The sequence below is a fragment of the Microcoleus sp. A6-C6 genome (genome assembly GCF_036705955.1).
Taxonomy (GTDB): Bacteria; Cyanobacteriota; Cyanobacteriia; order Cyanobacteriales; family Microcoleaceae; genus Microcoleus.
Genome location: NZ_JAUBVR010000192.1, coordinates 1 through 1,151, shown reverse-complemented (window position 1 = coordinate 1,151; position 1,151 = coordinate 1). Strand labels below are relative to the sequence as shown.

The 1,151-nt window shown below is 42.3% G+C and carries 1 protein-coding gene; it reads left to right on the top strand.

All coding sequences use genetic code 11. From position 1 onward, the window contains the following. Positions 1-1,102, top strand: a 1,102-nt coding sequence (locus tag QUB52_RS29155) for an RNA-guided endonuclease InsQ/TnpB family protein (protein ID WP_332976356.1), incomplete at its 5' end; no start/stop codon positions are given. Between the last annotated feature and the right edge of the window lie 49 nt (positions 1,103-1,151).

Below are 1,151 nucleotides of genomic sequence, written 5' to 3'. Positions count from 1 at the left end.
CTGGAATGATGCCCTAAGAATTTGCAAACAGTCAGACAAAAAACCCAGCTCTGCCGAATTGCAGAAAGTAGTTTTAACTTTAGCTAAAAAGACAGTAGAAAGAGAATGGTTGGGAGAAGTTTCGGCTATCCCTCTACAACAATCGGTCTCAGATTTAGAGACTGCGTTTAGCAATTTCTTCAAGTCCTGCACAGGGAAAAGAAAAGGAAAAAAAGTCGGCTATCCTAAGTTCAAAAAAAAGACAAACAGCCAATCAGCAAGGTTAACGCGCAACGGTTTTGTATTGAGAGGTAATGAGGTTTATCTGGCAAAAATAGGGGACGTATTTCCCGTTTGGTCTAGAAAACTGCCATCTCTACCCAGTTCTGTAACAATAATCAAGGATTGTGCAAACAGATACTTTCTAAGCTTTGTTGTAGAAGTTTTGCCCATCTATATCGAGGCTAAGAACCAAAGCATCGGTATAGATTTGGGCATTAAAACCTTCGCTGCAATGAGTGATGGTACAAACGCACAAAGTCCAAACTACAAGGTGCTAGACCGCAAAATTCGTAGGTTGCAGCGTAAATTTGCCCGCCAAGTTCAAACCTCAAAACGTCGGAATAAAACTAGGCTGAAAATTGCCAAACTGCACAACCAAATTGCTGATACCCGAAAAGACTTTTTGCACAAACTATCGACTAAGTTGGTGAGTGAAAACCAAACAATCATCTTAGAAGATTTAAACGTAGCAGGCATGGTTAAAAACCGGAAATTGTCACGGGCAATCAGTCAGCAAGGATGGGGAGAATTCAGAACGCTTTGTGAGGGCAAATCTGAGAAGTATGGCAGAGAATTTAAGGTAATTTCTCGATGGGAACCTACCTCTCAGACTTGCTCAGACTGCGGGTTTAGATGGGGCAAAATCAGCCTTTCTGTTCGCTCTATTCAATGTCTGAATTGTGGGGCTAAACACGATCGCGATCTAAACGCGGCCAAAAACATAGAAAAAGTCGGGATGGGGCATCGCCACGACTCTAAACGGGCACAGAGCTTGAGTAAAACTACTTCGGTAGTATCGGGCGATGAAGTGCTAAGCCTAAACCTATCTAATTTCTTTTAGTCTAGGTTTAGAATCCCCTCGCCTTTAGGCATGGGGAGTATGTCAATTT